We start from the raw sequence: 24,378 nt of genomic DNA, 5'->3' as shown, positions 1-24,378 counted from the left end.
GGCCGGAACGCTCCGGCCCGGCCGCGTACGTGCTCGTGACCGAAGGTCACGGAGCGTTCGGGGACTCCACCACCAGGTCGCCCGCGATGATCTGCTCCTGGTACTCGGCGAGCTTGTCCTGCAGCTCGACCGGCACCGCGTCCTCGAAGTCGTGGAACGGAGCGAGGCCGACGCCCTCGTTCTCGAGCGTGCCGACGTACGGCTCGTTCGTGAAGCTGTCCTCGGCGGCCTCGCTGACGGTGTCGAAGACCGCCGGGCCGATCTGCTTCATCACCGAGGTGATGATGATGCTGCCGTAGTCGGTCGTGAGGAAGCCGTCCGAGTCGACCCAGATCAGCTTCGCGCCGGCGCCCTCCGCGGCCGCCGCCGCGCCGAGGCCCACGGGGCCTGCGACCGGCATGATGATGTCCGCGCCCTGGTCGATGAAGCCCTGCGTGACGTTCTGGCCGTTCGCCTGGTTCTCGAAGTCGCCGGTGAAGGTGCCCGTCTGGGCCTCCTTGTCCCAGCCGAGGAGCGTGACGTCGGTGCCGTTGTCCTCGTTGTACTTCGCGACGCCGTCCGCGAAGCCGTCCATGAAGATCGCCACGGACGGGATCTGGATGCCGCCGAACGTCGCCACGGTGCCGGTCTCGCTCATGCCCGCGGCGAGGTAGCCCGCGAGGAACGCGGCCTCGGCCGTGTTGAACAGGATCGGCTTGGCGTTCTCGAGCTCGACCGGGTTCTGCTCGGTGTCGGAGAACGACGAGTCGATGAGCGCGAAGTTCGTGTCCGGGTTGGCCTCGGCGGCGGACTGGATCGGGTCCTCGAGGAGGAAGCCCACGCCGATGACGAGGTTGCAGCCCTGCTGGACGAGGTTGTCGATGTTGGGGCCGTAGTCGGTGTCGGCCTGGGACTCGACCTCGCGGACCGTGATCCCCAGCTCCTCCTCCGCCTGCTCCAGCCCCTCGTACCCGGCCTGGTTGAAGGACTGGTCGTCGAAGCCGCCCTGGTCGGAGACCATGCACGCGGAGAAGTCGGAGTTGCCCCCGGCCGCGTCGCCGCCACCGCCCGTGGTCTCGTCCTCCTCCGGCGCCGCACCGCACGCCGCGAGCGCGAGCGCGGCGACCGCCGCGAGCGCGGTGACCTGAGTCGCTCTCTTCACCCTCTTGCTCCTGTCGCTGTCGTCGTCACGGGCCGCGCGGGGATGGACCCCCAGGACTCCCCGCGCGCCGTTGCACGGGAGGACCGGTCGTCGGCCTCCATGAGACGGAACACTAACCAGCCCGACGCGCCCCGCACGTTACGTAGCGGTAACGCCGCCACTTCGTTATGCAAGCGTCATCGCCCGTCTCAGGCCGGCGCGGCCCGCGTCCACGTGGCGGACCGTCAGGCGTCGCCCTCGTCGTCGGCGTCGCCCGCGCCCGCGGAGCCGGGCACGGTGCTGCCCAGCGCGACCCGCGCGAGGAGGCGCGCCCCGGCGTCGATCGCGCGCTCGTCGACCTGGAGGTCGCCCTGGTGCAGGTCGTACGAGCGTCCGCCCGGCGTGCGCGTACCGAGCCGCGCCATCGCGCCTGGCACCTTCGTCAGGTACCACGCGAAGTCCTCGCCGCCGAGCGACTGCTCCGTCAGCGTCACCGCGTCCGGTCCGAGCACGTCGCGGGCGGCGGCCTCGAGCAGGCCCGTGCAGCGCGCGTCGTTCTCGACGGGCGGCACGCCGCGCGTGTGGTGCACCGTCACCTCCACCTCGTACGGCGCCACGACCTGCTCGACGGCGTCGTGCAGCACCTGGCCGGCGAACTCCCACGCGCGCACGTCCAGGCAGCGCAGCGTCCCGCGGACCGTGCCGGTGCTCGGGATGGCGTTGTGCGCCGACCCGGCGTGCACGGCGCCCCAGGTGAGGTTCACGCCGGACCGCGGGTCCAGGCGACGCCCGAGGACGGCGGGGACCTGGGTGATGACCTGCCCGAGCGCGTAGACGACGTCGCCCGTCAGGTGCGGGCGCGACGTGTGCCCGCCCGGGGACGCGATCGTCACCGACACCTCGTCCGAGGCGGACGTGATGGGACCGATGCGCGTCCCGACGGTGCCGACGTCGGTCTTCGGGTCGCAGTGCACGCCGTAGATCTCGTCCACCTCGTCGAGCCCGCCGGCCGCGATCACGTCGAGCGACCCGCCCGGCTGCACCTCCTCCGCGGGCTGGAAGATCAGCCGGACGCCACGGCGCAGCCGGCCCTGGACGTGCAGGTCGGCGAGCACCAGTCCCGCACCGAGCACGACCGCCGTGTGCACGTCGTGGCCGCACGCGTGCGCCACCCCGCTCACGGTCGACGCCCACGGCAGCGCGCAGCGATCCTGGAGCGGCAGCGCGTCGATGTCGGCGCGCAGCGCGACCCGGCCCGGCGCGGTCGCGCCGCCGGCGACGGGCACGCCCGGCGCGGGCCCGAGGTCGCACACGAGACCCGTGCCGGGCAGCAGCCGGGGCTCGAGCCCGGCGCGCTCGAGCCGCTGCGCGAGCAACGCCGTCGTGCGGGTCTCGGCGCGCGAGACCTCCGGGTGGGCGTGGATGTCGCGGCGCACCGCGACCAGCTCGTCGGCGTAGCGCGCCGCCGACCGGGCGAGCAGGTCGGTCGTCACCGTCCGCTGCCCGCTCACAGGAGCTCGTCCAGGCCGAGCTCGCGCACGGTCTCCACCATGGACTTCACCTGCTGCGCGCGGGCCCGCGTCGTCACGAGCAGCGCGTCCGGGGTGTCCACGACGACGACGTCGTCCAGGCCGAGGACCGCCACGGTGCGGTCGCCCGCCGGCACGACGACCGACCCCGCGCTGTCGCGGCGCACGACCCGCCCCGTGTCGCCGAGCACCTTCGAGCCCGCACCGTCCACCGACGGCAGCAGCGCCGCGAGGGAGTTGAAGTCGCCGACGTCGTCCCAGCCGAACGTCCCGGGCACGACGGCGACGCCGCCCACCGCGGCGACCGGCTCGGCGACGGCGTGGTCGATGGCGATCCGCTCGAGCGCGGGCCACGTCTTGGCCAGGACGCGGTCGCGCTCGGGCGTGTCCCAGGCGGCGGCGACAGCCCGCAGGCCGTCGTGCAGCTCGGGCCGCTGGTCCGCGAGGTGGCCGAGCAGGACCGAGCTGCGCACGATGAACATCCCCGCGTTCCAGCGGTACTCCCCCGATGCGAGGTACCGCTGGGCGGTGGTCGCGTCGGGCTTCTCGGTGAACCCGCGCACGTGGAGGGCCGACGGCGCCCCGGCGACGCCGAGCGCGTCGCCGCTGTGCACGTACCCGAACGCGGTGGAGGGCCGCGACGCCGCGATGCCGATCGTCACGACGTAGCCGGCGCGCGCCGCCTCGACGGCCTCGCGCACCGACGACTCGAACGCGTCCCTGCCCGTGATGACCTGGTCGGCCGCGAAGGAGCCCACGACCACGTCGCCGTGCCGCCGCTCGAGGACGGCCGCGGCGAGGCCGATCGCGGCCATCGAGTCGCGCGGCGACGGCTCGGCGAGCACGTTGGTCGCCGGCAGGTCCGGGAGCTGGGTGCGCGCCGCGGCCACGTGCCGGTCGCCCGTGACGAGCACGACGCCGTCGGCGCCGGTGAGCGGCGTCAGGCGCTCGACGGTCGCCTGCAGGAGCGTGCGCCCGGAGCCGGTGACGTCGAGCAGGAACTTCGGCGACCCCGCGCGCGACAGCGGCCAGAGCCGGGTGCCCGCCCCTCCGGCGGGGACGACGGCGTGGAACCCGGGGATCGGGGCGGACGCGGTGCGTGTCGGAGAAGGGGCCATGTCCGCAGCATAATGAGGGGGCCGGTTCCCCCGTCGCCTGTGGGATCCCTCACAATCGCCCGCCCAGACCTGCGCGGACGGCCCGGCGGCGTCCGGGACACGACGTCGAGGTTCTATGGTGATTCCCAGAGACCGAAGCCGACGACGGCCCCGCCCCGGTCCGGGCCGGCTCCGGGATCACCCCGGCATCTCTCCCCTGACCTCGCCACAGGAGGCCCCCAAAGTGCCCAGTGCACCTGCCGGCACGCTCTACCGCGGCCGCGAAGGCATGTGGTCGTGGGTCGCGCACCGCGTGACCGGCGTCCTCATCTTCTTCTTCCTGCTCGTCCACGTGCTCGACACGGCGCTGGTGCGCGTCTCCCCCGAGGCCTACAACGCCGTCATCAGCACGTACCAGACGCCGATCATGGGCCTCGGCGAGGCGGGTCTGGTCGCCGCGATCGTGTTCCACGCGTTCAACGGCGTCCGCATCATCCTCGTCGACTTCTGGGCGAAGGGCCCGCGCTACCAGCGGGCGATGCTGTGGGTCGTCGTCGGTCTGTTCGTCGTGACGATGGCGGGCTTCCTGCCACGTCACCTCATGAACGTCTTCGGAGGGGGGCACTGATGGCCGCCGCACCCACGGTGGAGGTCGCGGCGCCGCGCGACCCGTACCAGCGCCGCAAGGCCACGCGCAGCAACTACGAGCTCTACAGCTGGATCTTCATGCGCGCCTCGGGCGTCGTGCTGATCGTCCTGATCTTCGGCCACCTCTTCGTCAACCTCATGGTCGGCGAGGGCGTGCACGCCATCGACTTCGGCTTCGTCGCCGGCAAGTGGGCGTCGCCGTTCTGGCAGATCTGGGACCTGCTCATGCTGTGGCTCGCGATGTTCCACGGCACCAACGGGGTGCGCACGATCATCAACGACTACGCCGAGCGCGACGGCACGCGCCTCGTGCTCAAGCTCGCGCTCTACCTCGCGTTCACGGTCGTCACCGTGCTCGGCACGCTCGTGATCTTCACGTTCGACCCGTGCCCCGCGGGCGCGCCGGCCGACCTGCTCGCGTCGTTCTGCACCGCCTGACCCACCCCCGGCCGTCGCCGGAGCCGCCCCACCCCCCCCGCTCTCTCCCCAGGAGGCATCGGACCCGATGCAAACCCATCAGTACGACGTCGTCATCGTCGGCGCCGGCGGCGCCGGGATGCGCGCGGCGCTGGAGTCCTCCGGCACGGTCCGCACCGCCGTCATCTCCAAGCTGTACCCGACGCGCTCCCACACGGGCGCGGCGCAGGGCGGCATGTGCGCCGCACTCGCCAACGTCGAGGAGGACAACTGGGAGTGGCACACGTTCGACACCGTCAAGGGCGGTGACTACCTCGTCGACCAGGACGCCGCGGAGATCATGGCCAAGGAGGCCATCGACGCCGTCCTCGACCTCGAGCGCATGGGCCTGCCGTTCAACCGCACGCCTGAGGGCCGCATCGACCAGCGCCGGTTCGGCGGCCACACCCGCAACCACGGCGAGGCCGCCGTGCGCCGCTCCTGCTACGCCGCGGACCGCACGGGTCACATGATCCTCCAGACGCTCTACCAGCAGTGCGTCAAGCAGGACGTCGAGTTCTTCAACGAGTTCTACGTGCTCGACCTCATCACCGACCACGACCTGTCGGCGGGCGAGGTGCCGGAGGGCGAGACGGTCACCGCGACCGGCGTCGTCGCCTACGACCTCGCGACCGGCGAGATCCACGTCTTCCAGGCGAAGGCGATCATCTTCGCCACCGGCGGCGCGGGGAAGATCTTCAAGACCACCTCGAACGCGCACACGCTCACCGGCGACGGCATGGCGCTCGCCTACCGGCGCGGCCTGCCCCTCGAGGACATGGAGTTCTTCCAGTTCCACCCGACGGGCCTCGCCGGGCTCGGCATCCTCCTGTCGGAGGCGGCCCGTGGCGAGGGCGGCATCCTGCGCAACGCCGACGGCGAGCGCTTCATGGAGCGCTACGCCCCGACGATCAAGGACCTCGCCCCGCGCGACATCGTCGCCCGGTCGATGGCGAACGAGGTGCGCGAGGGTCGCGGCGCCGGTCCGAACAAGGACTACGTCCTGCTCGACCTCACCCACCTCGAGCCGGCGCACATCGACGCCAAGCTCCCGGACATCACCGAGTTCGCGCGGACGTACCTCGGCATCGAGCCGTACACCGAGCCCGTCCCCGTGTACCCGACCGCGCACTACGCGATGGGCGGCATCCCGACCAACGTGGACGCCGAGGTGCTGCGCGACAGCAACCACGTCGTCAAGGGCCTCTACGCGGCCGGCGAGGTCGCGTGCGTCAGCGTGCACGGCTCCAACCGCCTGGGCACCAACTCGCTGCTCGACATCAACGTGTTCGGCAAGCGTGCCGGGCGCACCGCGGCGGCCTACGCCGCGACCGCGTCGTACACCGAGCTCCCGGAGAACCCCGCGGCGACCGTGATCGCCCAGCTCGAGGAGATGCGCAACCGCCCCGACGGCGAGCGCGTCGCCGACGTACGCAAGGCGCTCCAGGAGACGATGGACGCCAACGCCCAGGTGTTCCGCACCGGCGAGTCGCTCAACCAGGCCCTCGCGGACATCCGCGACCTCCAGAAGCGCTACCGGGACGTGTCCGTCCAGGACAAGGGCCGGCTGTTCAACACCGACCTCCTCGAGGCGATCGAGCTCGGCTTCCTGCTCGACATCGCCGAGGTCACGGTCGTCGCGGCGCTCAACCGCAAGGAGTCGCGCGGTGGGCACTACCGCGAGGACTACCCGAGCCGCGACGACGCCAACTACATGCTGCACACGATGGCCTACCGCCGCCCGACCACGGCGGGGACGGTCGACGACGGTCAGGTCGACGGACACGTGGCGGGCTACTTCGACCACGTCGAGCACTTCGACGGCTACAAGGTCGCCCTGGGCTCCAAGCCCGTCACCCAGACCCGCTACGAGCCCATGGAGCGGAAGTACTGATGACTGCCACACTCGAGAGCACGGCCGCGCCCGAGGCGAAGGCCGGTGAGATCCCCTCGTTCGAGGTGACCCTCCGGATCCGCCGCTACTCCCCCGAGTCCACGCACGGCGAGGACACGTACTGGGACGAGTTCACGGTCCTGGCCCACGGCACGGACCGCGTGCTCGACGCCCTGCACAAGATCAAGTGGGAGCACGACGGCTCGCTGACCTTCCGTCGCTCGTGCGCCCACGGCGTGTGCGGGTCCGACGCGATGCGCATCAACGGCCGCAACCGGCTCGCGTGCAAGACGCTGCTCAAGGACGTCAACCCCGACAAGCCCATCACGGTCGAGCCCATCAAGGGCCTGCCCGTGGTCAAGGACCTCGTCGTGGACATGGAGCCGTTCTTCGCGTCCTACCGCGAGATCATGCCGTTCCTCATCACGTCCGGGAACGAGCCGAGCAAGGAGCGCCTGCAGTCGGCCGAGCAGCGCGAGCGGTTCGACGACACCACCAAGTGCATCCTGTGCGCCGCGTGCACGTCGTCCTGCCCTGTGTTCTGGACCGACGGTCAGTACTTCGGGCCCGCGGCGATCGTCAACGCGCACCGCTTCATCTTCGACAGCCGTGACGAGGGCGCCACGCAGCGCCTGGAGATCCTCAACGACAAGGAGGGCGTGTGGCGCTGCCGCACGACCTTCAACTGCACCGAGGCCTGCCCGCGCGGCATCGAGGTCACGAAGGCCATCCAGGAGGTCAAGCGCGCGATGATCACGCGCGCGTTCTGAGACGTCGCGACGCGTCCGACGGCGGCGGCGTCCCACCCGGTCCGGGTGGGGCGCCGCCGTCGTCCTCGCCCGGGGGCGAGAGCTCCTCAGTGCCCGGCGAGCCGACCGCGACGGACACCCCGCACGACGGGGCTCCACGGCCGGCCACGACCTTGGCCCGCCCGCACGCGCTCCTCGGTCGACCAGCGCGCCCGCCCGGCCACGGCGTCGTCGCCGCCGCGCGGCACCGGTCGCCGTCCGTCCTCGCCGTCGCGCGTCCTCGTGCCCTCGTCCACGTCCTCGTGCTCGGGGTCCTCCGCGAGCTCCGGCGGGTCCGCCATCCACGCGCACACCATGAGCAGCACGCGCGCGACGAAGTTCACCAGCACGAGCAGGGTCACGGCCACCGCGAACGACGCCAGGAGGGCGTTGCGGTTCGCGGACGCGACGACGATGCTCGTCCCGAGGTAGCGCAGGCCGCCGAAGACGACCGCCGCGACGACCGAGCCGAGGAAGAGGTCGCGCCGCGCGGGGCGCACGCCGCCCACGAGGAGCACGACGAGGGCCACGACCACGGCGTCGACGAGGAGCCCGAGGCCGACGCCGACGGCCCCGACGACGACCGTGAGCGCGGACGATCCGCCGAGGAGGTCGGCGAGCCAGGCGCCGACGCCCGAGACGACCACGCTCGCCGTGGCGCTCACGAGGATCCCGGTGCCGAGCAGGACGAAGCCACCGAGCTCGCGCGCCTTCGCGACCACCGGGTTCTGGGCCGTCGGCGGCACGTCGAACATGGCCTGCACCGACGTGCGCAGCGCGGCCATGAAGGCGACCGCGCTGACGACGAGCACCCCTGACGCCACGACGCTCGTCACGGTGACCGGGTTGTCGAGCACCAGGTCGTCGGGCGAGAGGACCGCGGTGCCGTCCGTGCCGACGAGTCCGGGCAACCACGTGTCGATCTGCTCGAGGACCGCGTCCTGGAGCTCGGTGCGCGAGCCGAGCACGGCCATGAAGACGGTCCACCCGATCGCCAGGGCGGCGAACAGGGAGAACAGCGCGGCGTAGGCCATGCCGCCGCACAGCAGCGGCCCGTGCTGGGCGTTGTACCAGGCGAACGCCCGTCCCGGGCGTGACGACTTCCACCACGCCACGAGCGCCTTCACCCGGTCGACGAAGGACGGTCGGTCCTGCGTACGGGTCTCCCCCGCCGCGGTATCGGCGCTGGTCACGCCACGACCCTACGGGCGGCTCCCGCGCGCCACACCTCCGGCGACTCCTCCGGGGGCGCCGTCGGGCGGGAGCACCGCCGCGTCGTCGAGCAGGTACGGCCGGCGCGGCCGCCACACGCCGTCGTCGCCGTGCTCGTACAGGTGGAAGCCCTGCACGTCGAACCGCGCCTCGTACGTGGCCATCTCGTCGAAGGCACGGTCGAGGTCCGGGTCGCCGACCTCGTGGGCGACCGTGACGTGCGGGTGGTAGTTGAAGCGGAGCTCCTGCGTGAGCGGGCCGCTGCGCACCGCCTGCTCGAGGTGCTCGCACTCCGCGATGCCCTCGACCACCTGCACGAACACGACGGGCGACACCGGACGGAACGTCGCGCTGCCGCGCAGGTGGAGGCGGAACGGCGCCGCCGCGGCAGCGACGCGCTCGAGGTGCGCGTGCGCCGCGTCGAGGGCGTCCGGGTCGAGCACGGTCGGGCCGAGCAAGGTGATGTGCGGCGGGATCGCCGACGCCAGCGGGTCGCCGAAGCGCGCCCGGGCAGACTGCAGCTCGGTCGCGAAGGGCTCGGGGACCTCGATCGCGACGCCGATCCGCACCTGTCCGGGCCCGCGCTCCGGGAGGTTCACCTCGCGGTCCCCCCCGGCGGCAGCAGTCCCACGCGGTCGTACACCCGGGCCAGCGTGCCCGCGGCGATCTCCCGCGCCTTCTCGGCGCCCCGGGCCAGCACGGCGTCCAGCTCCGCCGGGTCCGCGAGGTAGCTGTTGGCACGCTCCTGGAACGGCGTGAGGACCTCGACGACGACGTCCGCCAGGTCGACCTTCAGCCGTCCGTACCCCTGCCCGTCGTACTCCGCGGCGATCTCCTCGACGCCGCGGCCCGTGAGGGCGGAGTAGATCGTCAGGAGGTTCGAGACGCCCGGCTTCGCGACGGGGTCGTAGCGGACCTCGGTCTCGGAGTCCGTGGCCGCCGACCGGATGCGCTTCGCCGCCGCCTTCGGCTCGTCGAGGAGCCAGACGACGCCCTTGCCGCCCGACGACGACTTGCTCATCTTCGCCGTGGGCTCCTGGAGGTCGTAGATCTTCGCGACCGAGCGCACGATGTGCGGCTCCGGGACGACGGCCGTCCCCGCACCGAAGCGGGCGTTGAGCCGTTCCGCGAGGTTGCGCGCGAGCTCGAGGTGCTGGCGCTGGTCCTCGCCGACCGGGACGAGGGCGGCGTCGTACAGCAGGATGTCCGCCGCCATGAGCACGGGGTAGGTGAACAGACCGACCGTCGTGCCCTCGCTGCCCTGCTTGGCCGACTTGTCCTTGAACTGCGTCATGCGACCGGCCTCGCCGAACCCCGTCTGGCACGACAGGACCCACGACAGCTCGGCGTGCTGCGGCACGTGCGACTGGACGAAGAGCGCCGACCGGTCGGGGTCGACACCGCCTGCGAGGTACTGGGCGGCCGTGCGGCGGGTGCGCTCGCGCAGCCGCTCCGGGTCGGGGTTCACCGTCAGCGCGTGCAGGTCGACCACGCAGTAAAGCGCGTCGTAGGAGTCCTGGAGCGCCACCCACTGCGACAGCGCACCGATGTAGTTGCCCAGGTGGAGGGAGTCCTCCGTGGGCTGCATCCCCGACAGGATGCGGGGCGTCGTGCCGCCCGTCGCGCCGTGCGCGGACCGCTGCGCGGCCACCGGTCCGGGTGCCGCCTCGACCTCAGTCGCCTCGATGGACATTGCCCCATTCTGACAGGTCGCCGGCCGCCCGGCCGAATCGCGACCGTCGTCCGGGCCCGCCGCGGGACGCCGAGCGGACCGGTCGCGTCAGGTCGCCTCGTCGTCGAACGGGGCGGTCCCGCCGGTCGCCGGGACGACCGGAGCGGGCGGGGGCGGGGGCGCCGTCCGGGACGGCCGCGGGTCGTCGTCGTCCTCGAGGAGCGCCTCGCGGACGATCCGGCGCGGGTCGTACTGGCGCGGGTCCAGCTTCGACCAGTCGACGTCGCCGACCTCGGCGCCGATCTCCGCGTCGACGCGTGCCTTGGCGTCGCGCAGGTACCCGCGCGCGGTCCGGACGAAACCGCCGAGCTGCTCGGCGTAGTGCGGAAGGCGCTCGGGGCCGATCACGAGGACCGCGACGACGAGGAGCACGACGAACTCGGCCCCGTTGATCCCGAACACGCCGTCAGACTACTCGCTCGTGGCCTCGTCCAGGACGACGCGCACGTCCCGCTCCTGGTCGCCCGTGCGGACGCGCAGCACCACGGTCTCGCCCGGCGCCTTGGCGCGGATCGCGACGATGAGCTCGTCCGACTCCGTCACCGGACGCCCGTCGATCGCCAGGATGACGTCGCCGGGACGGATGCCCGCGGCGTCGGCGGGACCGTCCGGCGTCACCGCCTGCTGCCCCTGCTGGTCCTCCGTGGAGACCTGCACGCCCTCGCCCTGGTAGCGCTGGTCCAGCAGGACGCCGATCACGGGGTAGGTCGCGACGCCGTCGGCGATGAGCTGCTCGGCCGTGCGCCGCGCCTGGTTCGAGGGGATGGAGAAGCCGAGGCCGATGCTCCCGGTGGCTGCCATCGCTCCCGGCGGCTGGGCGATCGCGGAGTTGATGCCGACGACCTCGCCGCTGCCGTTGACGAGCGGTCCGCCGGAGTTGCCCGGGTTGATCGCCGCGTCGGTCTGGATCGCGTTGATGAACGCCGTCTCGGCCGCCTCCCCGGCCTGGACGGGCCGGTTCAGCGCGCTGACGATGCCGGTCGTCACCGTCCCGTTGAGGCCGAGCGGCGCGCCGATCGCCACGACCGGGTCGCCGACGACGACACCGTCGGAGTCCGCCAGGGCGAGCGGTGTCAGCCCGGTGTCCGGGACCTTCACGACGGCGAGGTCGTAGTCGACGGTGCGGCCCACGAGCTCGGCCGGGCTCTCGTGGCCGTCGGCGAAGAGCACGACGACCTCGCCACCCTCCGCGGCGCCCGCCACGACGTGGTTGTTCGTCAGGATGTAGCCGTCCTCGCGCAGCACGAAGCCGGAGCCGGTCGCGACGCCGCCGGTCCCGCGCACCTGCAGCGACACGACGCTCGGCAGGACGGTGGACGCGATGTCCGCGACGGACCCGGCCGGCCGGTCGAGGTCCCGGCCCTCGACGCTCGCCGCGGGCAGGCCCACGACGGCGCCCTGCGCGGGCTCGAGGACGCGGTCCGCCGTGACACCGCCCGCCGCGCCCGCCACGAGGGCGAGGGCGACGAGCCCGACCACGCCGGCCGGGCGCACGCCGCGCGAGCGTCGACCCGGCCGCGCCGGTGGCGCGACGAGCGTCGGGTCGACGGTCGGACGGACGTACCCCGCAGGGGCGCTCGGCGGCGCCGGCGGGACGTGGCCGTCAGGACTCGCGTACCAGCCGGTGCCCGACGCGCCGCCAGCCTGCGGGGGCGGGGGCGGTGGGACGTCCTGCGTCGGCGCGCCCTGCGGGGACCGGGGCGGCAACGGCGCCGCGGGGCGGTAGGCCGACGGCGGGGCGAAGGGGTTGGGCGAGGCGTGGTCGGGGCGCCCCGGGGCGCCCCCGCCGTTCGAGGGGTCGGTCATGGGGTGCCGATCGCTCCTGTCATGGTCGTCCAGCCCCGGGAGATGCGCGCCGGGACCCCGGCATCGTAGTCACGCGCCGGGAAGCTCGCCACGAGGTCGGCGAGGTCGTCCTGCCCGGTGTCGGCCACCACGTCGACGACCGTGTCGCCGGACTGCCACACCACGTGCCACGGCTCCTCGGACAGCACGTGGACGGTCCGGCCGTCGACGTCCCACGTGCCGACGCCCGCGAGCGCCGCGCTGTCGAGGACGCCGACCCGCTCGCGCACGACGGCCTCCCCGCCCGGCGTGCGCAGGTCGATCTCGAGCAGGTCCCGCTCGTCGCGCACCGCGACGACGGTGACGTCGTCGGGCAGCGCGGTGGGGCGCGTCCACCCGCGGGCGGCGAGCGCGGAGAGCTCCGTCGTGCCGCTGCCCTGCCCGCTCGCGCCGACGCCTGCGGCCGACGCTCCCGAAGGGGCCTGCGCGAGCACGGTGAGCGGGTCGCTGCGGTGCAGGCTCGGCGTGATGGTCGGGGTCTGCCCCAGCGCGAACAGCCCGACGGCGGCGGCACCGACGCCGCCGACGACGAGCGCTGCCAGCCGGCGACGGATCGTGCGCTCGCGCACCTCACCCCGCCACTCCCCGCGCGGGAGGACGGCGGGCGCGCCGGGCGTGGCCCACGGGTCGACGGCGGCGGGCGGCCGCCTCAGCGGGTCGTCGTCGCTCGACGGGATCTGCGCCGAGAGCGCGAGCAGGCGGGCCGTCAGGTCGGGAGCGGGCTCGACGTCCGCCGCGGCGCACAGCGTGCGGCGCGCCGCGCGGGCCGCGGCGAGCTCCTCGGCGCACTGCGGGCAGCCGGCGACGTGCTCGAGGACGCGCTCGCCCTCGGCGGGCGAGAGCTGGCCGTCGACGAGCGCGGAGAGCCGTGACCCGAGGTGCGTCACGCGACCTCCTGCGGGGCGCGCTCGGCTGCGGCGGGACGCTCGGCCGGGTCGCGGTGCGGCAGCGCCGCGCGCAGCTGGGAGCGCGCGCGGTGGATGCGGGACCGCACCGTGCCCAGCTTGATCCCGAGCGTCACGGCGATCTCCTCGTAGGACAGCCCCTCGATGTCGCACAGCACGACGGCGGCGCGGTACTCGGGCGACAGCGCGTCGAGCGCGCGCTGCACGTCGTGGTCGAGGTTCGCGTGCTCGTAGCCCCGCTCGGGCTCCGCGAGGTCGCCTCTCGCCGGGTAGAGCGCGTCGTCGTCACCCATCGACTCCATGCGGATGCGCTGCTTGCGCCGCACCTGGTCGAGGAAGAGGTTGGTCGTAATGCGGTGGAGCCAGCCCTCGAACGTCCCGGGCGTGTAGCTCGACAGCGAGCGGAACACGCGGACGAACGTCTCCTGGGTGAGGTCCTCGGCGTCGTGCCGGTCGCCCGTGAGGCGGTACGCGAGCCGGTACACGCGCGCCGAGTGCTCCCGGACGATCTCGTCCCAGGAGGGCGCCACCCACGCCGCCGGGTCGTCCTGCGGGCGTACGGGCACCGTCGGTCGTCTGTCGCTCACACCGTCCATCGTCCCAGAACAACGCCCGTCGGCGGCGGCGTGTTCCCTGCGCCTGCGGGGACGTGCGCCGGACCTCCACCCGACGTGCGCACCCGCTCCCTCGTCGGGCGGCGCGCGTCCGCGCCTGCGCGAGCGGGTCCGGGTACGATCCGGGAGCAGGCGGCGCACCGCGCCGGGCCCGTGCGCCGGCGGCGTCGCGGGCGGCGACCTGGACCACGAGCACACGGAGGACCCGATCACGAACGACGTCGGCACGAACCGCAGCGCCAAGGCCGCCGGCTGGGTGTACTGCGAGGACTTCGTCCCCGAGGACGAGGTGCTGCTGCGTGCCCGCGACCGCGCCGCGGAGCTCGGCTGCCCCGCGATCCTGCCCGGTGCGGGCGCGCTGCTCCGTGTCCTCGCGGCGGCGCTCGCCGCCCGGGCGGTGGTGGAGATCGGCACCGGCACCGGTGTGGCGTCGCTGTGGCTCCTGCGCGGCATGCCCGTCGACGGCGTCCTGACGACCATCGACGTCGAGGTCGAGCACCAGCGGGCCGCGAAGGAGGCGTTCGCCGAGGAGGGCGTCGCGCCGACGCGTACGCGCACGATCCCCGGCCGGGCGAGCGACGTGCTCCCCCGCCTCACCGACGGCGCCTACGACCTCGTCCTCGTCGGGGGTGACGAGCTCGGCTACCCCGAGTACGTCGAGCAGGGTCTGCGGCTCCTGCGACCGGGTGGGGTGCTGGCCGTGGACGGGGCGCTGCACCAGGACCGCGTGGCCGACCCGGCCCGGCGTGACGAGGTCACCACCGTCGTCCGCGAGGTCGGCCGCGCGCTGCGCACCGACGAACGCGTCCTGCCGGCGCTCCTGCCGAGCGGCGACGGGCTGCTCCTGGCAGTGCGGCGCTGACCGGGGCGTCGCCTCCGGTCAGAGCTGGTCGAGCGCCGCGAGCAGGAGGCGCGCGCCGTACCCGGTCGCTCCCTCGACGACCTCGTGGCGCTCCGTCCCCGAGCGCGCCGGCCCGGCGACGTCGAGGTGCGCCCACGGCACGGGGCCGACGAACTCCCGCAGGAACAGCGCCGCGGTGATCGAGCCGCCGCCCGGGCTCTCCAGCGGCACGTGGCGCAGGTCGGCGACGTCGGAGCGCAGCGCGCCGGCGTAGTCCTCGACCAGCGGCATGCGCCACACGGCCTCGCCCGTGGCGCGGCCCGCGGCCTCGAGCGCCGCCGCGACGGCCTCGTCCGTGGCGTACAGCGCGCCGTGCCCACGACCGAGGCCGAGCGTCGCCGCGCCGGTGAGGGTCGCGACGTCGACGAGCACGTCGGGCGCGAGCCGGCTCGCGGCGAAGCCGAGGGCGTCGGCCAGGACGAGCCGCCCCTCGGCGTCGGTGTTCGCCACCTCGACGGTGCGGCCCGAGAACGTCCGCAGCACGTCCCCCGGACGGTAGGAGGCCGCGCCGACGTGGTTCTCGGCGAGCGGCAGCACCGCGGTCACGCGGCGGTCGAGCCGGGCCTGCGCCGCGCCGAGGACGGCCGCGAGCGCGACGGCGGCGCCCGCCATGTCCGTCTTCATCGGCACCATGGCCTCGCGCGGCTTGATCGACAGGCCGCCCGTGTCGTAGGTGATGCCCTTGCCCACCACGACGACGTGCCGCGCGTCCGCTCCCTCGGCGAGGACGCCGTGGTCCCGCGGGTCGTACGAGACCGTGACGAGCCGCGGTGGCCGCGCGGAGCCCGCGCCGACCGCGAGCAGCGCGCCGAATCCCTCGGCCGCGAGCTCGCGGGGGCCGCGGACGGAGACGTCCAGCCCGTGCTCCTGGGCCAGCCGACGGGCACGGTCCGCGAGCCACTCGGGCCCCTTGACGTCGGCGGGCGTGTTCGCGAGGTCGCGCACGAGCCACGTGGCGCGCGCACTGCGACGCGCCGCCTCGATCGCGGGCTCCTGGTCCGGCCGTCCGTCGGGGGCCAGCAGCACCAGCTGCTCGGCGGGCGCGTCGCTCCCGCGCGCGCCGGAGGCGGCCTGCTGGGCACGGCGCGGCTGCCGGTAGGCCGCCAGGAGGTAGCCCTCGACGAAGGCGCGTACGCCCTCCGCGCCCGCGTCCGCCGTCGCCGCGCTGACGACGCGCTCCAGGCCGCGGGTCGTCCGCGCGAGCGCGGCACCCGCGCGGCGCAGGGACGCGGCGTCGCCACGGCCGACGCCGAGGAGCACGAGGCGTGTCGGCAGACCGGCCCAGGGCAGCCGCGTGGTCGACCCCACGTGGGCGCGCGGCAGGTCGACGCGGACGACGTCCCCGGCGGCGCCGCGGAATGCCGGTCCCCCGGACCGCTCCGCGAGCTCGGCCAGGTCGACGCCGTAGCGCACCGCGGCGTCCACCGTGCCGGCGCGGGGCTGGAGCCCCTCGCCGTCCTCGTGGGCCGGAGCGACCGCGACGACGACCGCCGCGACGTCGTCGTCCGCGAGGAGCGGCGACTCGCGCACGCTGCCGCGCGCCGCGACCACGTCGGGCAGCGGACGGGGGACGTCGGTGCCCGCGGTCGTCACGGCGCCGCGGTCACGAGCGACCAATCAGCCCACCACGGCCTGGAGCGCGTCACCGAGCTCGCTGGCCTCGGTCGCGTTGAGCTCCACCACGAGCCGCCCCCCGCCCTCGAGCGGGACGCGCATGACGATGCCCCGCCCTTCCTTGGTGACCTCCAGCGGGCCGTCACCCGTCCGTGGCTTCATCGCAGCCATTGGTGGCTCTCCATTTCGTCGTCCCGGTCCGCCCCGCGTGCGCGGGGGCGGGGCGCCACCGCGGTCCGTCGCGACGCCCGGGCAGCCGTCCGGCGCACCCGGGACGCGCGCCCGACCTCCGACGACGCCCGCGGCACAGTCTAGTTCACGCGCACCGACATCTCGGGCATCACGGGGGCCAGCCCGACGGCGGGACCAGGCGCCACAGCTGCCACAGCCACCACGCCTGCCCGGCGACGAACGCCAGGGCCACGCCGGCGAGCCACGTACGCGACCGCGTCCAGCCCGCCGTCACGGCGGCCAGCGGGAAGGCCAGCAGGAGGAACCGGACGAGCGACGTCCCCGGCTGCACCGTCGCGACAAGGTAGGCCAGGTACGCGCCGGACCACGCGTGCATCTCCGGGCCGAGCCGCGCTGCGACCGGGTTCAGCACGAGCGCCGCCACGAGCACCAGCAGGACGGCGAGGAGCCACGGCCCGGCATCGGCGAACAGCCACCGCGAGACGTCGACCCACGGGACGAACGGCACGACGTCCGCACCGCCCCGCCAGGCCTCCTGGGTGCGGAAGTACGCCCCGGGGACGCCGGTCACGTACCGGCACACCAACGGCCACAGCAGGCCGCTCACGACGGCGACCCCGAGCAGTCCGCCGAGGCGCGCGGCGTCGGGCCCGCGCAGGTCGCCGCGTCGCCACCGCGCCAGGCCGTGCCACAGCACGACGGCCGCCACGGGCAGCGCGACGGCGCGCGTGAGGCCCAGGAGCACGACCACGAGCGCCGTCCACCCGTAGCGCCGACGGGCCAGGAGCAGCAACGCGCCGGCGACCAGCAGCAGCGCGAGCGACTCGGTGTACGCGACCTGCAGGACCGGGCTGGACGGGAACACGCCGACGAGGAGGACGGTCGCCAGCGGGAGGCCGGGGCGGCGCTCCACCGCCGCGGCGCCCGCCGTCGCGACGAGCCGGTGGATCACGACGGCGGCGGCGGCCCCGCACAGGAGGGCGAGCGTCGGCGCGAGGACGTCCCAGCCCGCGCCGGTCAGCGCGTGCAGGCCCCGCACGAGCGTCGGGAAGAGCGGGAAGAACGCCCACGGGTTCTGCAGCACGGCACCGTCGGCGCCGACGGGCAGCACGTCGGGGTAGCCGGTCTCGAAGATCTCGCGGTACCAGCTCGCGTCCCACATGCGGCCGACGTACGCGCCGTACGACGGCGCGGCGTCCGTCCACGGGTTGGCCTCCTGGGAGCGCGCGACGACGACGAGAAGCACCGCGCTGACGGCGCGCGCGAGGGCGTGGACGGCCAGGGCCTGCACCCACCACGGCCAGGTCGCGGGCCGCAGCGCGCGCCGCGGCGCGCGGTGCTGGGTGGGGCGCAGGGTGGGGCGCAGGGTGGTGCGGCGCGACGTGCTGCGGACCGGCGCGCGGCCGGTGACGCCGGTGGTCGTCACGCGAGCCCTCGGACCGCCGCGGCCGGGGGCTGCTCGTCGCGCACCGCGGCGACCATGTCGAGGACACGGCGCGTGGCCGCGACGTCGTGCGCGCGGAAGACGCGCGCACCGAGCCATGCCGCGAGCGCCGTCGCCGCGAGGGTGCCCTCGAGCCGGTCGTCGGCCGGCAGGTCGAGCGTCTCCCCCACGAAGTCCTTGCGCGACAGGGCCATGAGCAGCGGGAAGCCGAGGCTCGCGAGCACCTGCGTGCGGCGCAGCAGGTGCAGGGAGTGCCACGTGTTCTTGCCGAAGTCGTGCGTGGGGTCCACGAGGACGGACGCACGCGGCACGCCGCACGCGACGGCACGCTCGGCCGCGCCGCGCAGGGTCGCGACGACGTCCTGGACCACGCCGTCGCGCGGGTCGGACGCACCCGGTCGTGCCGGGTACGTGACACGGACCGGGTCGGTGCGGGGCGCGGCGCCGCCCGTGTGGGAGCACACGACGCCGACGCCGTGCTCCCCCGCGACCTCGACGAGCCTCGGGTCGTGTCCCGCCCAGGTGTCGTTGAGCAGGTCGGCGCCCGCGGCCACGGCCTCGCGCGCGACCTCCGAGCGCCACGTGTCGACGCTGACGAGCAGATCGGGGAAGTCGGCGCGCACGCGCGCGACGAACGGCACGACGCGCCGCACCTCCTCCGCGACCGTGACCTCCGGGCCCGTGCCGGCGCGCACGCCCCCCACGTCGACGATCTCGGCGCCCTCGTCGGCGGCCCGGGCGACCGCGGCGAGCGCGGCGCCGTCGTCGAGCTGGCGCGCCCCCGCCCAGAACGAGTCGTCGGTGCGGTTGACGATCGCCATGACCGCGGGGCGGTCCAGCGCGCGGCCGCGCAGCACGAGCGCGCTGCCGCGCGGGGGGAGGTCCAGCGGAGGCACGTCGAGCGGGGCCACGCCGAGCGCGGGCTGCTCGTCGGCGCCCACCGTCGTCAGCGCGCTCCGGCGGCGCGACGCTGGTCGGCCGCCATCGCGGCGGTGGCCTCCCGCTCCTCGGCGCGCAGCAGCGCGCCGCGCTCGCAGACGTAGTCGACGGCCTCGGCCGGGTCGTCGCACAGGTGGACGAGGTCGAGGTCGGCGGGGCTGATCATGCCGCGGTCCACGACGGCCGTGCGCGCCCACTCCAGGAGCCCGCCCCAGTAGTCCGAGCCGATGAGCGCGAGCGGGAACTCGGTGATCTTGTGCGTCTGCACGAGCGTGAGCGCCTCGAACAGCTCGTCGAACGTGCCGAACCCTCCGGGGAGCACCACGAAGCCCTGCGCGTACTTGACGAACATGGTCTTGCGCGCGAAGAAGTAGCGGAAGTTCACGCCGACGTTGACCCACGGGTTCATGCCCTGCTCGAACGGCAGCTCGATGCCGAGACCGACCGAGGTCCCGCCCGCCTCGGCCGCGCCCTTGTTCGCGGCCTCCATGATCCCGGGCCCGCCACCGGTGATGACGGCGTACCCCTCCGCCACGAGGCGGCGGCCGACGTCCTCCGCGAGCGCGTAGTCGGGGTGGTCGGTGCTCGTGCGCGCGGAGCCGAACACGGACACGGCCGGCCCGAGCTCCGCGAGGGCGCCGAAGCCCTCGACGAACTCGCTCTGGATCCGCATCACGCGCCACGGGTCGCTGTGCACCCAGTCCGCGCTCTGGCTCGAGTCCAGCAGGCGCTGGTCCGTCGTCTGGCGGGGGATCTGGCTGCCCCGCAGGAGCACGGGCCCCTTGCGGTAGCCGGTCCCGCTCTCCGGCATCCCCTCGTCGGAACCCTCGTCGCGGATCGTGTCGCTCATGCGCACGAGCCTAAGCCGCGACGCCCCCGGCGAGCCACGCACGCAGCGCGCGTCGGCACAGGTCGAGCTGGCGGACGGGGCAGCGCTCGTCGTCCGTGTGCGCGAGCAGCGGGTCGCCCGGGCCGAAGTTCACCGCGGGCACCCCGAGCTCGGCGAACCGCGCGACGTCGGTCCAGCCGTACTTCGGGGCCGGCGCGCCGCCCGTGACGGCCAGCACGCTGGCGGCGAAGTCGGCGGCCAGGGGGTCGTCGAGGCCGGGGCGCGCTCCGGGCGCAGCGTCGGTGACGACGACCTCGAACCCGTCGAACAGCTCCGCCACGTGCTGCGTCGCCTCTTTCACGGACCGCGCGGGCGCGAACCGGTAGTTCACGGTGACGACGCACTCGTCGGGCACGACGTTGCCCGCGACGCCGCCACGGACGCCCACGGCGTTCATGCCCTCGCGGTACACCAGCCCGTCGACCTCCACGTCGCGCGGCACGTACGCCGCGAGCCGGTCGAGGACCTCGTGCGCCGCGTGGATCGCGTTCGAGCCGGTCCACGCGCGCGCGGAGTGCGCGGCGACCCCCGGCACGCGCACGTCGACGCGCAGGGTGCCGTTGCACCCGCCCTCGAGGCCGGCCGACGTGGGCTCGCCCAGGACCGCGAAGTCGGCGGCGAGCAGGTCGGGGCGGTTGCGGGCGAGCCGGCCGAGGCCGTTGAGCTCGGCCGAGACCTCCTCGTGGTCGTAGAAGATCCACGTGACGTCCTGCGCCGGGGTGTCGAGCTCGGCCGCGAGCGCGAGCTGGACCGCGACGCCGCCCTTCATGTCGACCGTGCCACGACCCCAGACCTCGGCGCCCTCGCCCTCGCCGACGACGCGCGTGGGCAGGTTCGGCGGGTCCGTGAGGGGCACCGTGTCGATGTGGCCCGCGACGACGACGCGACGGTCGCGCCCGAGCGTCGTACGGGCGACGACCGCGTCTCCGTCGCGCGTGACCTCGAGGTGCGCGCACGCGCGCAGCGCCGTCTCGATCGCGTCCGCGAGCGCGCGCTCGTCGCCGCTCACCGACGGGATGTCGCACACGGCGCGGAGGAGCGTCAGCAGGTCCCCGGTGAGGTCGAGGACGGGCCTCGGACCGGTCGTGGGAGCGTCGGCGTGGCGGTCGGCGGTCGGGCTCACCCCAGCACCCTACCGGCGCCGATAGGGTGGTCCGCATGACTTCTGCGACCCCGGCGACCGGCTCCCCGACGGCTGCCTCCGCACCGCGCGCGGCGTGGGGCCACGGCCTCGCGACCGTGGCCGACGACGGCACCGTGCTCGACGTCTGGTACCCCTCCCCCGCCCTGGGCGACGCGCCCGCCGACACGTCCGTGCCGGCCTCCCTCGAGGCGCTCGCGGAGCGCGACGAGGTGCGCCGGGTGGACGTGCGCGTCGTGCGCACGGTGATCGACCTCGACGCCCCGCCCGCCGACACCGCGGACGCGTACCTGCGCCTGCACCTGCTCTCGCACCGGCTCGTCGCGCCGCACGGGCTGTCGCTCGACGGGATCTTCGGCGTGCTCGCCAACGTCGTGTGGACGAGCCACGGGCCGTGCGCGACCGCCGGCTTCGAAGAGACCCGCCTGCGCCTGCGCGCCACGGGCCAGCCGGTCACCGTCCACGGGGTCGACAAGTTCCCCCGCATGGTCGACTACGTCGTCCCCGCCGGGGTGCGCATCGCGGACGCCGACCGGGTGCGGCTCGGCGCCCACCTCGCGGCGGGCACGACGGTCATGCACGAGGGCTTCGTGAACTTCAACGCCGGCACGCTCGGGGCGTCGATGGTCGAGGGCCGCATCTCCGCGGGCGTGGTCGTGGGCGACGGGTCCGACATCGGCGGCGGCGCCTCCATCATGGGGACGCTCTCCGGCGGCGGGCGCGAGGTCATCTCCGTCGGCCAGCGGTCCCTGCTCGGCGCGAACGCCGGGCTCGGCATCCCGCTCGGCGACGACTGCGTCGTGGAGTCCGGGCTGTACGTCACCGCGGGCACGAAGGTCACGGTCGTCGGGCAGCCCGGCCCGGACGGTGGACCGCTCGTCGTCAAGGCGCGCGACCTCGCCGGACGCTCCGGGCTGCTGTTCCGCCGCAACTCGGTGACGGGGGGCGTCGAGGCCGTGTCCCGCACGGGGTCCGGCGTCGAGCTCAACGCGGCGCTGCACGCCAACTGACGTCCCGCTCGCGGCGATCCCGATGGCTTCCCGACGCAGCACGCGCCGCCGGAAGGGGCGCGCGTCCGGGCACCGTCCGCTGCGCGCCGCGGTCACGCTGCTGACGGTGACCGCGGTGGGGGCGGGTGCCGTGGTCGTCGCGCTGAACCGGCTGGACGACAGCACCCCCGTCGCGGAGCGCTGCGCGGCCACGGCCGGAGAGCGGTCGTGGTACCTGTCCGTCGCGCAGGCCGACAACGCCGCCCTGGTCACCGGGACGTCGTTGCGGCGAGGGCTGCCGGCCCGGGCCGCGACCATCGGCATCGCCACCGCCCTGCAGGAGTCGCGCCTCGTCAACATCGACTACGGCGACCGCGACTCGGTCGGGCTCTTCCAGCAGCGCCCGTCCCAGGGCTGGGGATCGGTCGAGCAGATCATGGACCCGGTGTACTCGACGAACGCGTTCTACGACGTGCTCGAGACCGTCGACGGCTACGAGGACATGGAGATCACCGTCGCCGCGCAGACGGTGCAGCGGTCCGCGTTCCCCGACGCCTACGCCCAGCACGAGCCGCGTTCGCGCGCGTGGGCGTCGTCGCTGACCGGCTACTCCCCCGCGACGCTCACGTGCGAGCTCGCGGCCGTGTCCGCCGACGAGATCGCCGCGACGCACGCGGACCCGACCGCGCCGCTCCTCGCACGCGTCGCGCGCGACCTCGGCGACCTGCCCGCGGTCTCCGCCGGCGACACCGCCCCAGGAGTCGTCACGGTCGAGACCACGTCCTTGCCCGCGGCCGCGGGCGACGGCGGCGCCGAGCGGGCCGCGTGGGCGGTCGCGCAGTGGGCCGTCGCGTCGGCGGACGCGACGCACCTCGTCGCCGTCGACGTCGCCGACCGGCGCTGGACGCGCGCCGAACCGACGTGGGAGGTCGTGGACCGCGCGGCGGACGCCACGCCCGCGCCGTCCCCGGGCACCGTCCGCCTCACCGTCGCGACGCCGCCCTCCTGAGCCCGGAGCGCGGACGCCACGAGCCCGGAGCAGGGACGCCGCGCACCCCGACGAGGTGCGCGGCGTCCGAACGGAGCGGGAGCGGGCGTCAGCGGTCCGCGACGGCGACGTAGTCGCGCTCGGTCGCGCCCGTGTAGACCTGGCGGGGCCGGCCGATCTTCGTCTGCGGGTCCTTCATCATCTCGCGCCACTGGGCGATCCAGCCGGGCATGCGGCCGAGCGCGAACAGCGGCGTGAACATGGCAGGCGAGAAGCCCATCGCCTTGTAGATGAGGCCGGTGTAGAAGTCGACGTTCGGGTAGAGCTTGCGCTCGATGAAGTAGTCGTCGTTGAGCGCGATCTCCTCGAGGCGCATGGCGATGTCGAGGAGGTCGTCCTTCTTGCCGAGCGTGGACAGCACCGCATCGGCGGACTTCTTGACGATCGCGGCGCGCGGGTCGTAGTTCTTGTAGACCCGGTGCCCGAAGCCCATGAGGCGGACGCCGTCCTCCTTGTCCTTCACCTTGCGCATGAAGGTGTCGACGTCGTACTCGGCGTTCGCGATCTTGTCGAGCATCGACAGCACGGCCTCGTTGGCCCCGCCGTGCAGCGGGCCCGAGAGCGCGTTGACGCCGGCGGCGACCGACGAGTACAGGTTCGCGTGCGACGAGCCGACGATCCGCACGGTCGACGTCGAGCAGTTCTGCTCGTGGTCGGCGTGCAGGATGAGGAGCTTGTCGAGAGCGTCGACGACGACCGGGTCGGCCTCGTACTGCTGGTACGGCGTCGCGAACGTCATGCGCAGGAAGTCGTCGACGTAGCCGCGCGAGTAGTCGGGGTAGAGCAGCGGCTCACCGACGCGACGGCGGTGCAGGTACGACGTGATCGTGCGGGTCTTGGCGAGCAGCAGGACGGTCGCGAGCTCGACCGTCTCGTCGTCGAACGGGTCGAGCGACTCCGGGTAGAACGTCGACAGCGCGTTGATCGCCGACGAGAGCACCGCCATCGGATGGCCGTCGCGCGGGAACGTCCCCATGAACGTGCGGAAGTCCTCGTGCACGAACGTGTGGCGGTTGACGCGCTCGACGAAGGCGTCGAGCGTCGCGGCGTCGGGCAGCTCGCCGTGGATGAGCAGGTAGGCGACCTCGAGGAAGCTCGACCGCTCGGCCAGCTGCTCGATGGGGTAGCCGCGGTAGCGCAGGATGCCTGCCTCGCCGTCGATGTACGTGACGCTCGACTCGCACGAGGCGGTGTTCATGAAGCCCGGGTCGACCGTGACGAGACCCGTGGACCTGAGCAAGGAGGACACGACGATCCCGTCGTTGCCCTCGGACGCCGCGACCACGGGCAGGTCCTGCGCCTGGTCGTCGACGAGGAGGCGGACCGTCGCCTGCTGGGTGGTGGTCATGGTTTCCTTCCTGCTGCTGCTCGCGCCGTTGCC

At 74.1% G+C, this 24,378-nt stretch carries 24 protein-coding genes; 7 read left to right on the top strand and 17 right to left on the bottom strand.

What is annotated here, in order from left to right; genetic code table 11:
- Positions 1-46: 46 nt before the first annotated feature.
- The 3 genes from ACFTZA_RS13645 to ACFTZA_RS13635 all read right to left on the bottom strand — a co-directional run bounded on the left by ACFTZA_RS13645 (position 47) and on the right by ACFTZA_RS13635 (position 3,767).
- The gene (locus tag ACFTZA_RS13645; RefSeq protein WP_378195695.1) at positions 47-1,141 is read right to left on the bottom strand and encodes a BMP family protein; all 1,095 of its coding nucleotides are present in this window, start codon (positions 1,139-1,141) and stop codon (positions 47-49) included.
- 224 nt (positions 1,142-1,365) lie between these two features.
- Entirely contained in the window at positions 1,366-2,631 is a 1,266-nt protein-coding gene (locus ACFTZA_RS13640) for an amidohydrolase (RefSeq protein WP_378195692.1), read from the bottom strand.
- Positions 2,628-3,767: a mannose-1-phosphate guanylyltransferase gene (locus ACFTZA_RS13635; RefSeq protein ID WP_378195689.1), complete on the bottom strand. Its 1,140-nt coding sequence runs from the start codon at positions 3,765-3,767 to the stop codon at positions 2,628-2,630. The genes ACFTZA_RS13640 and ACFTZA_RS13635 overlap by 4 nt, the downstream gene beginning before the upstream one ends.
- Positions 3,768-3,990: 223 nt before the next feature.
- Here ACFTZA_RS13635 and sdhC point away from each other — a divergent pair, with 223 nt between their 5' ends.
- From sdhC to ACFTZA_RS13615, 4 genes are all read left to right on the top strand, one after another.
- The gene (gene sdhC, locus ACFTZA_RS13630) at positions 3,991-4,374 is read left to right on the top strand and encodes a succinate dehydrogenase, cytochrome b556 subunit (protein WP_378195686.1); all 384 of its coding nucleotides are present in this window, start codon (positions 3,991-3,993) and stop codon (positions 4,372-4,374) included.
- Entirely contained in the window at positions 4,374-4,832 is a 459-nt protein-coding gene (locus ACFTZA_RS13625; protein WP_378195682.1) for a succinate dehydrogenase hydrophobic membrane anchor subunit, read from the top strand. Before sdhC ends, ACFTZA_RS13625 begins: the two co-directional genes overlap by 1 nt.
- 67 nt (positions 4,833-4,899) lie before the next feature.
- On the top strand, positions 4,900-6,744 hold the full coding sequence (gene sdhA, locus ACFTZA_RS13620; protein WP_378195679.1) for a succinate dehydrogenase flavoprotein subunit: 1,845 nt from the start codon (positions 4,900-4,902) through the stop codon (positions 6,742-6,744).
- Complete coding sequence (locus ACFTZA_RS13615; RefSeq protein ID WP_378195677.1) at positions 6,744-7,514, top strand: succinate dehydrogenase iron-sulfur subunit; 771 nt, start codon at positions 6,744-6,746, stop codon at positions 7,512-7,514. The genes sdhA and ACFTZA_RS13615 overlap by 1 nt, the downstream gene beginning before the upstream one ends.
- A gap of 86 nt (positions 7,515-7,600) precedes the next feature.
- Here the strand turns inward: ACFTZA_RS13615 and ACFTZA_RS13610 are convergent, their stop codons facing one another.
- The 7 genes from ACFTZA_RS13610 to sigE all read right to left on the bottom strand — a co-directional run bounded on the left by ACFTZA_RS13610 (position 7,601) and on the right by sigE (position 13,822).
- Positions 7,601-8,725: a YihY/virulence factor BrkB family protein gene (locus ACFTZA_RS13610; RefSeq protein ID WP_378195674.1), complete on the bottom strand. Its 1,125-nt coding sequence runs from the start codon at positions 8,723-8,725 to the stop codon at positions 7,601-7,603.
- Positions 8,726-8,734: 9 nt separating this feature from the next.
- The gene (locus ACFTZA_RS13605) at positions 8,735-9,343 is read right to left on the bottom strand and encodes a 2'-5' RNA ligase family protein (protein ID WP_378195671.1); all 609 of its coding nucleotides are present in this window, start codon (positions 9,341-9,343) and stop codon (positions 8,735-8,737) included.
- Positions 9,340-10,437, bottom strand: coding sequence for a tryptophan--tRNA ligase (gene trpS / locus ACFTZA_RS13600; protein WP_378195668.1), 1,098 nt, complete (start codon positions 10,435-10,437; stop codon positions 9,340-9,342). The genes ACFTZA_RS13605 and trpS overlap by 4 nt, the downstream gene beginning before the upstream one ends.
- Positions 10,438-10,524: 87 nt before the next feature.
- On the bottom strand, positions 10,525-10,878 hold the full coding sequence (locus ACFTZA_RS13595; protein WP_378195665.1) for a twin-arginine translocase TatA/TatE family subunit: 354 nt from the start codon (positions 10,876-10,878) through the stop codon (positions 10,525-10,527).
- Between the two features lie 9 nt (positions 10,879-10,887).
- Positions 10,888-12,282: a S1C family serine protease gene (locus tag ACFTZA_RS13590; protein WP_378195662.1), complete on the bottom strand. Its 1,395-nt coding sequence runs from the start codon at positions 12,280-12,282 to the stop codon at positions 10,888-10,890.
- The gene (locus ACFTZA_RS13585; protein WP_378195659.1) at positions 12,279-13,208 is read right to left on the bottom strand and encodes a zf-HC2 domain-containing protein; all 930 of its coding nucleotides are present in this window, start codon (positions 13,206-13,208) and stop codon (positions 12,279-12,281) included. Before ACFTZA_RS13585 ends, ACFTZA_RS13590 begins: the two co-directional genes overlap by 4 nt.
- Positions 13,205-13,822: an RNA polymerase sigma factor SigE gene (gene sigE / locus ACFTZA_RS13580; protein ID WP_378195656.1), complete on the bottom strand. Its 618-nt coding sequence runs from the start codon at positions 13,820-13,822 to the stop codon at positions 13,205-13,207. The genes ACFTZA_RS13585 and sigE overlap by 4 nt, the downstream gene beginning before the upstream one ends.
- Positions 13,823-14,096: 274 nt before the next feature.
- Here sigE and ACFTZA_RS13575 point away from each other — a divergent pair, with 274 nt between their 5' ends.
- Complete coding sequence (locus ACFTZA_RS13575) at positions 14,097-14,702, top strand: O-methyltransferase (RefSeq protein WP_378195653.1); 606 nt, start codon at positions 14,097-14,099, stop codon at positions 14,700-14,702.
- A gap of 18 nt (positions 14,703-14,720) precedes the next feature.
- Here the strand turns inward: ACFTZA_RS13575 and ACFTZA_RS13570 are convergent, their stop codons facing one another.
- From ACFTZA_RS13570 to dapE, 6 genes are all read right to left on the bottom strand, one after another.
- Positions 14,721-16,334 carry a leucyl aminopeptidase family protein gene (locus ACFTZA_RS13570; protein ID WP_378195649.1) on the bottom strand — a complete coding sequence of 538 codons (1,614 nt, stop codon included), beginning with the start codon at positions 16,332-16,334 and terminating at the stop codon, positions 14,721-14,723.
- Between the two features lie 24 nt (positions 16,335-16,358).
- Positions 16,359-16,526: a DUF3117 domain-containing protein gene (locus tag ACFTZA_RS13565; RefSeq protein ID WP_069387794.1), complete on the bottom strand. Its 168-nt coding sequence runs from the start codon at positions 16,524-16,526 to the stop codon at positions 16,359-16,361.
- 169 nt (positions 16,527-16,695) lie between these two features.
- Complete coding sequence (locus tag ACFTZA_RS13560; protein WP_378195646.1) at positions 16,696-17,973, bottom strand: hypothetical protein; 1,278 nt, start codon at positions 17,971-17,973, stop codon at positions 16,696-16,698.
- Entirely contained in the window at positions 17,970-18,932 is a 963-nt protein-coding gene (folP, locus tag ACFTZA_RS13555) for a dihydropteroate synthase (RefSeq protein WP_378195642.1), read from the bottom strand. The genes ACFTZA_RS13560 and folP overlap by 4 nt, the downstream gene beginning before the upstream one ends.
- A gap of 5 nt (positions 18,933-18,937) precedes the next feature.
- Positions 18,938-19,780, bottom strand: a complete 843-nt coding sequence (locus ACFTZA_RS13550; protein WP_378195639.1) for a TIGR00730 family Rossman fold protein — start codon at positions 19,778-19,780, stop codon at positions 18,938-18,940.
- Between the two features lie 10 nt (positions 19,781-19,790).
- Entirely contained in the window at positions 19,791-20,942 is a 1,152-nt protein-coding gene (gene dapE / locus ACFTZA_RS13545) for a succinyl-diaminopimelate desuccinylase (RefSeq protein WP_378195636.1), read from the bottom strand.
- Positions 20,943-20,977: 35 nt separating this feature from the next.
- Between dapE and dapD the strand changes: the two genes are divergently transcribed.
- Positions 20,978-21,970 (top strand): 2,3,4,5-tetrahydropyridine-2,6-dicarboxylate N-succinyltransferase, encoded by a 993-nt coding sequence (dapD, locus tag ACFTZA_RS13540; RefSeq protein ID WP_378195633.1) that lies wholly within the window; start codon positions 20,978-20,980, stop codon positions 21,968-21,970.
- 22 nt (positions 21,971-21,992) lie between these two features.
- Positions 21,993-22,958, top strand: a complete 966-nt coding sequence (locus tag ACFTZA_RS13535; protein WP_378195630.1) for a hypothetical protein — start codon at positions 21,993-21,995, stop codon at positions 22,956-22,958.
- 88 nt (positions 22,959-23,046) lie between these two features.
- Here ACFTZA_RS13535 and ACFTZA_RS13530 read toward each other — a convergent pair whose 3' ends face one another.
- Complete coding sequence (locus tag ACFTZA_RS13530; RefSeq protein ID WP_378195628.1) at positions 23,047-24,345, bottom strand: citrate synthase; 1,299 nt, start codon at positions 24,343-24,345, stop codon at positions 23,047-23,049.
- Positions 24,346-24,378: the final 33 nt, after the last annotated feature.

It is taken from the genome of Cellulosimicrobium sp. NPDC057127, assembly GCF_042670945.1.
GTDB lineage: Bacteria > Actinomycetota > Actinomycetes > Actinomycetales > Cellulomonadaceae > Cellulosimicrobium.
This window is presented reverse-complemented; position numbering and strand designations above follow the sequence as displayed.